General features: G+C 67.8%; 10 protein-coding genes and 1 pseudogene. 6 read left to right on the top strand and 5 right to left on the bottom strand.

Annotated elements, in window-relative coordinates; genetic code table 11:
- Positions 1-567: 567 nt before the first annotated feature.
- Both ACFU5K_RS29800 and ACFU5K_RS29795 read right to left on the bottom strand, forming a co-directional pair.
- Positions 568-1,302: an ABC transporter permease gene (locus ACFU5K_RS29800; protein WP_384067194.1), complete on the bottom strand. Its 735-nt coding sequence runs from the start codon at positions 1,300-1,302 to the stop codon at positions 568-570.
- Between the two features lie 2 nt (positions 1,303-1,304).
- Entirely contained in the window at positions 1,305-2,246 is a 942-nt protein-coding gene (locus tag ACFU5K_RS29795; RefSeq protein ID WP_384067191.1) for an ABC transporter ATP-binding protein, read from the bottom strand.
- Between the two features lie 107 nt (positions 2,247-2,353).
- Here ACFU5K_RS29795 and ACFU5K_RS29790 point away from each other — a divergent pair, with 107 nt between their 5' ends.
- On the top strand, positions 2,354-3,565 hold the full coding sequence (locus ACFU5K_RS29790) for a sensor histidine kinase (protein ID WP_384067188.1): 1,212 nt from the start codon (positions 2,354-2,356) through the stop codon (positions 3,563-3,565).
- An 18-nt stretch (positions 3,566-3,583) separates the two neighbouring features.
- Positions 3,584-4,246: a response regulator gene (locus ACFU5K_RS29785; protein ID WP_384067184.1), complete on the top strand. Its 663-nt coding sequence runs from the start codon at positions 3,584-3,586 to the stop codon at positions 4,244-4,246.
- Positions 4,247-4,499: 253 nt separating this feature from the next.
- On the opposite strand, the gene ACFU5K_RS29780 is transcribed toward ACFU5K_RS29785, so the two are convergent.
- Complete coding sequence (locus ACFU5K_RS29780; RefSeq protein WP_384067182.1) at positions 4,500-4,940, bottom strand: VOC family protein; 441 nt, start codon at positions 4,938-4,940, stop codon at positions 4,500-4,502.
- A 218-nt stretch (positions 4,941-5,158) separates the two neighbouring features.
- Positions 5,159-5,455: a hypothetical protein gene (locus ACFU5K_RS29775; protein WP_384067179.1), complete on the bottom strand. Its 297-nt coding sequence runs from the start codon at positions 5,453-5,455 to the stop codon at positions 5,159-5,161.
- Positions 5,456-5,739: 284 nt separating this feature from the next.
- Between ACFU5K_RS29775 and ACFU5K_RS29770 the strand changes: the two genes are divergently transcribed.
- The gene (locus tag ACFU5K_RS29770; RefSeq protein WP_384067176.1) at positions 5,740-6,183 is read left to right on the top strand and encodes a hypothetical protein; all 444 of its coding nucleotides are present in this window, start codon (positions 5,740-5,742) and stop codon (positions 6,181-6,183) included.
- Between the two features lie 235 nt (positions 6,184-6,418).
- Here the strand turns inward: ACFU5K_RS29770 and lepB are convergent, their stop codons facing one another.
- Positions 6,419-7,237 carry a signal peptidase I gene (lepB, locus tag ACFU5K_RS29765; RefSeq protein WP_384067173.1) on the bottom strand — a complete coding sequence of 273 codons (819 nt, stop codon included), beginning with the start codon at positions 7,235-7,237 and terminating at the stop codon, positions 6,419-6,421.
- A 589-nt stretch (positions 7,238-7,826) separates the two neighbouring features.
- Between lepB and ACFU5K_RS29760 the strand changes: the two are divergent.
- The 3 genes and pseudogenes from ACFU5K_RS29760 to ACFU5K_RS29750 all read left to right on the top strand — a co-directional run.
- Positions 7,827-8,342: pseudogene (locus ACFU5K_RS29760) on the top strand (helix-turn-helix domain-containing protein); the annotation flags it as partial.
- 606 nt (positions 8,343-8,948) lie between these two features.
- A complete protein-coding gene (gene ltrA, locus ACFU5K_RS29755; RefSeq protein ID WP_384067170.1) occupies positions 8,949-10,046 on the top strand; it encodes a group II intron reverse transcriptase/maturase in 1,098 nt (365 codons plus the stop codon).
- Positions 10,046-10,272, top strand: a 227-nt coding sequence (locus tag ACFU5K_RS29750; RefSeq protein WP_384067167.1) for a group II intron maturase-specific domain-containing protein, incomplete at its 3' end; no start/stop codon positions are given. The genes ltrA and ACFU5K_RS29750, both read left to right, overlap by 1 nt.

Genomic DNA, 10,272 nt, shown 5'->3' with positions numbered 1-10,272 from the left:
GCCGCCAGCCGTCTGACACTCCCTGACCGACCCGCCCGAAAGGGCCCGAGACCGTGGACAAGTGGAAAGGCTGGGCAGACCAGCGGACACCCCACGCCCGAATCCGCGACGCCGCCCCGACACGCCCTACAGAACCCCGAACCGATCGCACCACCATCAAGCCGGTGGATCCGGGCTGAGGAGTCCGGGGTCTCCTCGGAATGCCGTCGACCCCGCACGTGCTCGAGCGCCTGCGTGATCGACAGGCCGCCGGTTACCCGGTTCGTCGCAGTCAACAACTTCCCCTCCCCTGCCCCCACATCCGTCTACCGTCGCACGAGTGTCCTCCTCACCCAGGAACTGGCCACCGCCGGCTCCCCACGAACGGTTCCGTCCCCGCTTCTGCGGGCCGCCAACTGCGTCGGCTCGTCTACCAGTCCGAGGAGCTGCCAGCTGGTCAGGAACGAGCAATTGGCCGGTTCGCGACCTGCGGCTTGCTCATGGACTCGCGTTCGGGGGCGCAGGACTGGCGTACGAACCGACACTCGTCGACGAAGGCGAAGCGGCAAGTGCCGGTCACCTGAGCTGTCAGGCGTCGCGACGGTTCATTGCCCACCAGCCGGCCAGGAGCGCGGCTGCTGTCCATAGCGCCGTCACGGCGAGACCTGCCCAAGCGGTCAGGCCTCCCGCCGGATCCTGGTGAAGAACTTGTTGTCCGGCACGGTCGGGAAGGTAGACGGCGGCACCCTCGGCGATGTCTCCGACCACGAAGGACACGACCAGGATGAACGGGATGAGCAGGCTGAGTACCGCGACGGCGCTGCGCAGCAGAAACGTGAGTCCCATTGCGAACAGGGCCATCAGAGTGAGGTAGATCCCCCCGCCGATGCAGGCCCGCAGTGCTCCCGGCTCACCGAGCCCGATGGCGTGCCGGCCCAGGAACGCCTGGCCCGCGAAGAAGGTGGCGAACGAGGCGGCGAGTCCCACGACGAGGGCGGCGGCGGCCACGATCGCCGTCTTGGCCGCGTAGAAGAGACCTCGGCGCGGCACCGCTGACAGGGAGATCCGAAGCGCACCGCCCGCGTACTCGGATGAGACGGCGGTGGACCCGAAGGCGATCGCGGCGATCTGTGCGAAGTTGAGCGTGTAGAAAGCCCCGAAGACGCGATCGCCGCCGCCTTCCGCCTCTGCTCTGCCGACGGTGGCGAAGACCAGCAGGGTAATGGCCAGCGTGGCGGCGAAGACCGCGAGGAGCGACCCGAAGCTCGCCCGGACCGACCTGATCTTGATCCACTCCGAGTGGAGTACCGCGGTGACAGACATGTTCAGGACTCCTGTGGGGTGGTCGGGGACGCGGTGGCCGCGGAGGAGAATTCTGTCTCGGCCGTTGTGAGAGCGAGGTAGGCCTGCTCCAGGGAGGCACGTTCGTCGGCGAGTTCGAGTACGGGGATGCCCTCGCCGGCTGCGACGGCTCCGACCTGTTCGGCAGTGGCACCGTCGATCGTCCATCGGCCGTCGTCGTCTTCCGCGACTGCGTGTCCCCGCGCCAGCAGTGCGGCCCGCAGTCGACCGGGATCACCGGTGCGTACGCGTACGCGCGGGTGGCTGTGCTGTTCGATGAAGACCTGTGCCGGGATGTCGGCGAGGAGTCGACCCCGGCCGAGGACGACGAGGTGGTCGGCGAACGTGGCGGTCTCGTTCATCAAGTGGCTGGAGACCAGGACCGTGCGGCCTTCGCGGGCGAGCCGGCGAAGCAAGTGGCGCATCCAGACGATCCCCTCCGGGTCGAGGCCGTTGGTGGGCTCGTCCAGCATGAGGACCGGCGGATCCCCGAGGAGCGCGGTGGCGATGCCGAGGCGCTGGCGCATGCCCAGTGAAAAGGTTCGGATGCGGCGGCCCTCGACAGCGGCGAGCCCGGTGTCCTGCAAGACCTCGTCCACACGGCGGGCGGGGAGGCGGTTGCTGACAGCGATGAAACGCAGATGGTCACGGGCGGTACGGGAACCGTGGGCCGCCTGCGCGTCCAGGAGGACACCGACCGTCTGTAGGGGCTCGCGCAGCGTCTCGTAGGAGCGGCCGCCGACCGTGGCGGTGCCGGAGGTGGGGCGGTCAAGTCCGAGGACGAGGCGCATGGTGGTGGACTTGCCGGCGCCGTTGGGGCCGAGGAATCCGGTGACCCGGCCCGGTTGGATACTGCACGTCAGGCGGTCGACTGCCCGGGTGCCGCCGTAGTCCTTGGTGAGCTCATTGACATCGATGCTGGTCATGGCCTCAGCGTGAGCGAGTGAACGCGGGCCGGCATCCCCCGGTCGAGGGGTCCACCTCCCCCGTGCGGGGGAGGACGGACGCCCCGCCGCTCTGTCACGATGACGGCATGCCAGGCCTCCTGCTGCCACTGACGCGTGCGGTGACCTATACCCGCTGGCTGCACATGCTGGTGGGTGCGGTCGTACCGTTCGCCTGCGCCATGGTCTATCCGGGGCTGGACAACCCGGCGCCGCGCGACTGGGTGCTGATCGCGCTCCTTCCCCTCCCCCTGGCTCTGGCCGTCGCCCTGGTGCCCTCGGTCCGCTACGTGGAAGGGCTGCAGGCGCGGCTGATGCTGTTTCCCGGACCGCACGCACGCGTGAGGACCGACGAGGACCCTGGTATCTCCACCGTCTTCTCCGCGTCCTGGACCGATCGGGCCAGGACCGGTGTCTGGCTGGTCCTGCGTCTGGAGGCAGGGATCGCGCTCGCAGTGGCGACCAACAAGTTGCTGACGCTCGCGCTGTCGTTCGCCGGGGCGGCGGCCGGGGATCCCACTCTCGCCGTGCCGCTCGTGCGTGTTGCGGGCTCGGACTGGGTGTATGCCCTGCTGACACCGGTGCCCGTGCTGGTGCTGGTCATAGTGGCCGCAGGCTCGGGGGCCCTCATGGCCCAGGCTGCTCGCCGACTGCTCGGGCCGTCGGTCAAGGAGCGGCTGGCCGAGCTGGAGAGGCGCACCGAGCAACTGCTGGAACGCAACGGTATTGCGAGGGAGTTGCATGACTCTCTCGGCCACGCGCTGACTCTGGCAGTGGTACAGGCGGGTGCCGCCCGGGCGGCAGGCGACCAGGCTTTCACCGACCGGGCACTTATGGCCATCGAGGAGACGGGACGGGCTGCGCTGGAAGACCTGGACCGTGTCCTGCTCGTACTGCGAGAGACAGGACAGCCGACCGGCAGACGTCCGGCTCTCGACGAGGCGAGCCGTCTGCTGGATTCCGCACGGTCCTCGGGAGCGCGAGTCGACGCAGAAGTGACCGGCCCGTTGGAGGACCTTCCACGGCCGGTTTCCCGCGAGGCCTACAGAATGCTCCAAGAGGCCCTCACCAACGTACTGCGGCACGCGGGCCCCGTCCCTGTCGGCGTTCGCATCGCCGTCGAGTCGGCGCGGCTGCGGCTTGAGGTACGTAATCCACTGCCGGCGCAGGTGCCGGAGGCCGCACTGGGCGGCGGCAGAGGGCTACGCGGGATCCGTGAGCGCGCCGTGCTGCTCGGAGGCGAGGCACGGGCAGGCCAGGACGGCGACAACTGGATACTGCACGTCGACCTGCCGCTGTAGTTGATCTAAGCTGACCGGATGCCGCTCACCGTTCTCCTGGTCGACGACGAGCCGCTCGTACGGGCCGGACTACGCGCCGTGCTGGAGGCTCAGCCGGACATCGAAGTGGTGGGCGAGGCCGCCGACGGGGCATCTGTGATCCCGTTGGTACGGCGACTGCGACCCGACGTCATCGTCATGGATGTGCGCATGCCGCTGATGGACGGCATCGAGGCTACGCGGGCGGTACTGCGCACCGTGCCGAGCCCACCGAAGATCGTGGTGGTGACGACCTTCGAGAACGACGAGTACGTGTACGGGGCGCTGCGCGCTGGAGCCGACGGCTTTCTGCTGAAGCGGGCGCGGCCGGCGGAGATCGTGCACGCCGTACGCCTGGTGGCCGAGGGCGAATCCCTGCTGTTCCCGGCGGCTGTGCGGCAGTTGGCGGCCTCCTTCGGCCGGGACCACGGCACTTCCGTGGCCCGGACCGCCATGGAACGTGCCGCGCTGACCGAGCGCGAAGGCGAGGTGCTGCGTCTCATGGCGCGAGGCCTGTCGAACGCGGAGATCGCCGCGCGCCTGGTGGTGGGGACCGAGACCGTCAAGTCCCACGTCAGCTCCGTGCTGGCGAAACTTGGCGCACGAGACCGCACTCAGGCGGTCATCGCGGCATACGAGTCCGGCTTCGTCTCACCGGGCTGAAGGTCAGGCGGCCACCGGCCACTGTGCGGTTCGTCGCCCCGCTCCTCGGGGCGGGCGCCGGCCGATCCACCGATGAGTCCGTCCGGTCCGGTCAGTCCTGGGTGCCGCCGTCCTCCTCTTCCGGCCCTGGCGCGTCCGGGTCGCGCGGCGGGCGCAGATTTCGGCCGGGGCCGCTGGCCTTGATGCCGCAGCAGATCGGGCGATTCACAATTCCTGTTCATCCGGCTCGGCTACACGGTTCGGCTCTTGCCGGTCAGCGCAGTTGCTCGGCCAGTCCGACGATGATGCCTTCCGGGCCACGGACGTAGCAGAGCAGATAGCTGTCCTCGAACCGGGCGATCTCTCCGACGAGCTCGGCACCGTGAGGACGCAGGCGGGCAACGGTGTCCTCGATGTCGTCGACGGCGAACATGACGCGGTGCGTCCCCCGAATGTTGTGCGGCCGGTTGCGCGGCCCGGCGTCGATCGCCGCGGGGCTACGATACTTCGCCAATTCGAGCCGGCTGTGACCGTCCGGGGTGCGGACCATCGCGATGTCACAGTGGACGCCGTCGAGGCCGGTGCACCGGTCGGCGACGAGTCCCTCGACCTCCGCCCGGCCCTCCAGCTTCATACCGAGTTCCACGAAGAAGGCGACGGCGGCGTCCAAGTCCTCGACGACGATTCCGACGTTGTCCATCCGCTTGATCGCCATGCTGGTATCTCCTTCTTCCTCGTACGGCCGGTGGTAGCCGCTGATGTCCGTGGGCAGCCAGCGCAACGTTCCCGCTTCCGAAGGAGGAGCGCCAGCTGCCGTGCGGACCGCTCGACCGACGCGAGCGTCGCGATACGGGAGAATCGCATGGAGCCATTCCATCACTGACCGCTCACTGATTCTCGCTGATCCGCGGCCTGGAGAGCTTGTCTTCCGGATCAGGCCGCGGGGCGGCGGCGGGCGCGGAGCAGTTGGAGGCCTTTCACGGCGTAGACGGCGCCCATGAGCACGAAGCCGGCGAGGAACAGCCAGAACCAGGGTGCCGCCACCATGAGACTCAGCATCACGCCGCCGAAGAGCAGCAGGCTGCCGATCGTCTCCAGCAGGTCGAGACGCGCCTTGGAGCGCAGAACGGAGTCAGATCCGCGCAACCTGCGGGTGATGGGGACGAGACCGAGGACTTGCAAGAGGGTCAGAGCGAGAAAGATCCAGACGAACCAATCGGGTGGGTCCACGGCGCGCACTGTATCGCCCAACCGGTCCCCCTGGAACTGAGGTTCACAGTGGAAACCTCGGATACGTCACCGCGCGCTGGGCGGCTCCTGGCGGGACGGCCGCGGCCGCCGGGGCGGGGGCAGTCGCCATCAGCGCGGTCTTCCTGCTGCTGGCCCGTCCTCTTCACGCAGGAGAACTTAAGGCTGCACGGTGGCAGCGTCCGCGCCACCAGCAATCCGGAGGGCGGCGCGGTCCTCACGGTCGAACTACCGCTGCGTGCCCGCCCCGCAGGGGAGGCACCGGAATGAGACAACTGCTCCGTCCTGCCGCGGCGGTGGCGGCGCTGGCGGCACTCACCGCGTGCGGCATCCAGGAAACGGATGTCATAGGCGCGAGCGGACCCGCCACCATCGACGTGCTCCCGGCGCGGCAGGTCCGCATGCTGCTCTTCTTCCTCTCCCCCGACGGCACTCTGGTGCCGGTGCCTCGGATCGTGGGCGGCGGGGACGCGACGGTTTTCGGCGAGGAGTACACCCTCGAGACCTATGACGAGATGGGCTCGGCGGACCCCGCCGCGCGGCCGCCGACCGCGAAGGCCGTCGCCGCCCTGCTGGCGGGCCCTCAAAAGGCGAAGCGCCGGGCCGGCTTGCACAATGATCGGTCGCTGACCGCCCTGACCACTGACGCCCGCGTCTCGCTCGCCAGGAACATGGTCGAGTCGTCGGGAAGGCTCCTCTGGGTGACCTGACCGAGTCGGCCAGACGTCAGCTGGTCTGCACCATCGCGTTCGCCGAGAGCCCGGACGGCACGGTCATGGTGACATTGCGGGGTACGAACGGTGCACATGCGCCGGAGCACCGGGACACCTGGCCGGCCCCGACACGGACCAGGACGCCGTAGAAGACGCGGACGCCGAGCGTGGCCGCAGTAGATCCGAGCCGAAAGGCCCGTGAGAAGAGCGCGGGCGACCGTCGCCGCGTGCTTCAGCCGGTCTCCATCGACGCTGAGGCCGCTGCCGCGGCACGCGCACCCGTCGGGTCGGCCGCGATGGCCTGATTGCCGATTCCAGGCTGTTCGAAGGTCTTCGGGATAGGCAGCGTCGCCCAGCGGGTGACGGGCCAGGCCACCGCGATGGCCCGGCCGACGACATCGTCGACAGGCACGAAGCCGTGAGTCTTCGGGTCGTCCATGTGCCATCGGGAATCGGCGGAGTCCTGGCGGTGGTCACCGAGCACCCAGATCGTGCCCTCGGGCACCCGGAGGGGCCCGAACGGCCTGTCGTCGCAGGGGGTGTTCCCGGGGTAGATGTAGGGCTCGTTCAAGCTTTTCCCGTTGACCTTGACCGGTCCGCCCTTCCGGCACTCGACCGTATCACCGCCGATGGCGATGACACGCTTGATCAAGTCCTTCTCGTCAGCCGAGGGCGCCAGGCCGATCTTGCTGAGAACGACCTGGAAGACGTTGGGCTCCGAGGTGGGTTGGCCGGCCAGCCAGTTACTCGGGTCGTGGAAGACGACGACCTCACCACGCTCCGGCTCTGAGCCGAACCAGGGGGTGAGCTTGTCGACCAGGACCCGGTCCCCGAGCTGGAGGGTGTTCTGCATCGAGCCGGAAGGGATGGAGAAGGCTTGGAGCAGGAAGGTCTTGATCAGCAGCGCAAGCACGACGGCGACGGCAATGAGAATCGGCAGCTGCTTCCAAAGGGAGCGCTGCTCGGACTTGGCCTTCTTGCCCTCGCCACCTGCTCGGTCCTCACCTGGCTGCGGAGGGCCACCGCCCGGTGCGTCGGTCGGATCTCCCATGTTGACCTCCGATCATGCTTCGATGCAGACCCAAGAGATACCATGTACGACGTTTTGTCCGTCACTTAAAGGTCTTGGGCATACGGCGTCGCGATGGGCTGCTCCTCACGCTGACGGCCGGAGGGTTCCGGCAGCTTGCACTGCTCACGGAGTCACCGCCCCAGATGGCCCCGCCGGGCCACGGTCATGCAGGCAGAGGCACCTCCCCGCTGCGAGATGAAGACGATGCTCGGACTCGACCACTTCGCGGGCCGGTCGTCCCCAGCGGCGCCTTCAAGTCGGCTACGGCCACCTGCGTGAGGCGGCCGGTCTCTTCTGCGGTCAGGTCACAGCCGCCGTAGGCGCAGGACGGCTCCACCATCGCGAGCTCTCCCCTCCATCGGCTGGGTCGCCTGACAACCCGCGCCTCGGCCAGGCAGCAGATGCAGAGCGGAACGCACGTACGATCTCCCACGGAGCCGGACGCAGGACAATTAGGGCTCTCCGGTCGCTTCCGTGGGTCGCTGACCAGGTCTGATGCGCAGAACACGCCGTATCCCGGCTACGTTTCGACGTGCGAAGGTACGAAACGGAAGAACCTGGATACGGCGTGCGATCTGCAAGGATATGGACTCGGCTGCTCGGTGTCGAAAAGACCGTGATCGAGCTTGTGGAGGCCGAGGAGTCCGACCCGGACGGTGACGGCCCCGAGGACGTGCTGATCGTGGTGCACGCCCGCCCGGCGAAGGGCCGCCGTCAGCGGTGCGGGATCTGCGGGCGGCGGTGCGCCAAGTTCGACAACGGTGAGGGGCGCCGACACTGGCGGGCCCTGGACCTGGGCACGCTGCAGGCAGTAATCGAGGCGGACGCGCCGAGGGTGTCCTGCCCCGAGCACGGTGTGACGGTCGCCTCCGTGCCCTGGGCTCGTCACGGGGCCGGCCACACCCTGCCCTTCGACGACCAGGTGGCCTGGCTGGCCACGCACTGCTCCAAGACCGCGATCACTCAGCTGATGCGGATCGGCTGGCGCACAGTCGGCGCCATCTGCTCCCGGGCGTGGGCGGAGGTCGAGCAGAGGGTGGACCTTCTGGCGGGACTGCGCCGGATCGGGATCGACGAGATCTCCTGTGCGCCACGAGGCGCTGAATTTCCGTGCGGGGGGAAGGACCCGCCGCCGGTCATCGCAGTAACCGGTTGAAGCTGGAGGCAGGCCGAACCCCGGATCGGGGGCGAGGCCGGGAGCAGCCTCGACAACGTAGGGGCGGACCGCGACCACCAGGTGGTTCGTGCCCGCAAGCGAAGACGGATGGGGTGCAAGGAAACTGAACCAGTGGTTGAAGCTCCGTGAGTCGTCAGCGACCTGCCGAACCTGGTGGATGGGTCGCGCTGCGGTGCTGGGGAGCGCTCTGGCTGATGGACTCCCCTCTCCGGCCAGTTCTGGGAAATGGCTGGTCGGAGGCCCGGACCAAGACTGCGATGTGCGGTCCGTGGCGATGCCGCCGGGGTATAGCTGGGCACCGAGTCCGTCACAACGGAAATCAGTGAACGTGGGAAGCGAACCGGGGTCGCCCGGCCCGCCTGGCAGCCGGCCATGTGGAGGGCAGGCGCGATGTCCGCTGAAGGCGCCGGTTCGTGGCGGAGTCGCCGTAGTACTCCGAGGACGGGAAAGCCGTCCACATGGGGAAGGGCGACAGCGTGAGGGCAGCAGGGCTGCTATTGGGGAGGAACGTTGTTGAATAGCGACGTGCCGTCGCTCAACTGGCCGGGAATTTTCGCGGCCGAGCGGCGGGTACTTGATCATCAGCTCAAGCTGCACCGATGGGCAAGGGCCGATCCGGAACGCCGGTTCGGTGACGTGTTCAACTTGATCTGCGACCCAGCCACCTTGGTAGTGGCCTGGGAGCGGGTGTCTGGCAACCGGGGTGCCAGGACAGCGGGCGTGGATGCGGTCACCCGCCACCACGTCGAGGACCAGGTGGGGGTTCTTTCGTTCCTGGAGGACTTGCGGTCCTCGCTCAAGGACGGCTCCTTCACCGCGTTGCCGGTCAAGCGGGCGGTGATTCCCAAGAAGAACGGAAAATTCCGTTATCTGGGGATTCCGACCCTGCGCGACCGGGTCGCGCAGATGGCCCTCAAGCTGGTCTTGGAACCGATCTTCGAGGCCGATTTCTACCCGTCCTCGTACGGGTATCGGCCCGGTCGTCGGGCCCAGGATGCCATCGCCGAGATCCACCATTTCACCCGCAGGCCGTCGACCTACGACTGGGTCGTCGAGGGCGACATCAAGGCCTGTTTCGACAACGTCGACCACCACGTTCTGATGGATCTGGTGGCCGAACGCATCAAGGACCGCAAGGTCCTGCGGCTGGTCAGCGGGTTCCTGCGGGCCGGAGTTGTCGAGTTGCACGGTGGGCTCGCGGAGACCCTGACCGGGACTCCGCAGGGAGGGGTCGTCTCCCCGCTGCTGGCCAACATCTATCTCTCCGTCCTGGACCGGCATTTCGCCCGGATCTGGGAGAAGGAGATGGCGCCCCCAGGGCGGAAGCAGAATCGCCGCCGCAAGGGGCTTCCGAACTTCCGATTGGTGCGTTACGCCGACGACTTCATCGTGCTCGTGCACGGCTCGAAGGCACAGGCCGAGGCGCTCAAGACGGAGATCGGGGAGTTGTTGGCTCACAGGCTTCGGATGGCCCTCTCGGAGGAGAAGACCCATATCACCCATATCGACGACGTTTCGTCTTCCTGGGCTTCCACATCCAGGCGAAGACGCGGGGCGACGGACGCCGTGTCGTGCTCACCATCCCGTCCAAGCAAGCGTTGGCGTCGGTGATGCACAAGATCAAAAAGCTGACGGGGCGAAGCACGTCCTCGCTGTCGTTGGCGCAGGTGCTGCGGACGGTCAACCCGGTCCTACGGGGCTGGGCGGCCTACTTCCGCTATGGGGCGTCCAAGAAGACGTTCTCTTACCTCGGCTGGTACGCGTGGTGGAGAATGCTCCTCTGGATCCGCCGCAAGCACCCGCACATGACCTGGAAAGAACTGCGGCGGCGCTTCTA

The sequence above is a fragment of the Streptomyces sp. NPDC057428 genome (assembly GCF_042803195.1).
In the GTDB taxonomy this organism is placed as follows: Bacteria; Actinomycetota; Actinomycetes; order Streptomycetales; family Streptomycetaceae; genus Streptomyces.
Note: the sequence above shows the minus strand (reverse complement) of the source record. Positions and strands in the feature narration are given on the sequence as shown.